The 850-nt window shown below is 70.0% G+C and carries 2 pseudogenes; one reads left to right on the top strand and one right to left on the bottom strand.

The features are described from left to right. A pseudogene (locus A5695_RS16810) lies at positions 1-379 on the top strand (hypothetical protein); the annotation flags it as partial. 4 nt (positions 380-383) lie between these two features. Here the strand turns inward: A5695_RS16810 and A5695_RS16805 are convergent. After that, positions 384-850, bottom strand: a pseudogene (locus tag A5695_RS16805) (hypothetical protein); the annotation flags it as partial.

The raw sequence follows: 850 nt of genomic DNA, 5'->3' as shown, positions 1-850 counted from the left end.
CGGCGCGGAGAATGTGCCGCTGGACGCCAACGCCCCGCAGGGGGCGTTCACCGCCGCCCGGGCCGCCAAGGCCGCGGGCGTGCAGATCTCGACCATCTCCTTCGGGACGCCGTACGGCACCGTCGAATACGAGGGCGCCACGATCCCGGTTCCCGTCGACGACCAGACGCTGCAGAAGATCTGCGAGATCACCGACGGCCAGGCGTTCCACGCCGACAGCCTGGAATCGCTGAAGAACGTCTACTCGACCCTGCAGCGCCAGATCGGCTACGAGACCGTCAAGGGCGACGCCAGCCTGGCCTGGATGCTGCTGGGCGCGGTCGCGTTGGCCGGTGCGATCCTGGCCGGGCTGTTCCTGAATCGCCGGCTGCCCTCCTGAGCGATCAGACCGGCAGCCGCCGGTTGATCAGCAGCGCCAGCGCCGTCGCGATCAAGGCGGTGATCACGCCCAGGCGCAGCCACCCGGCGCTGCCCGGCCCCGGCACGGTCCGATAACCGATGTCCTTCTCGATGGCGTTGTAGCTCTTGTTGAGCTCGGCGATGTTGCTGGCGGTGTAGGACTGCCCGCCGGACAGCTTGGCGATGGTCTTCATGTGGTCCGTCGAGACCGGGACGGCGACGCGCTGCCCGTCCATCTCGATCTCGCCGGTCTTGGTGCCGAACGAGATCGTCGAAATGGGCACGCCCTCGTCGCGGGCCAGCCGCGCCGCCGTGTACGCCCCGTCGTGCGGGTCGCTGGGATTGGACGGCTTGTTCTCCCCGCCGTCGGACAGCAGCACGATGCGGGCCGGCGGCGGGCCGTCGCCGCCCCCCATCACCGAACCCACCGTCGCGATCGCCTGCAGCGCGG

The organism is Mycobacterium sp. E1747 (assembly GCF_001667775.1).
GTDB lineage: Bacteria > Actinomycetota > Actinomycetes > Mycobacteriales > Mycobacteriaceae > Mycobacterium.
This window is presented reverse-complemented; position numbering and strand designations above follow the sequence as displayed.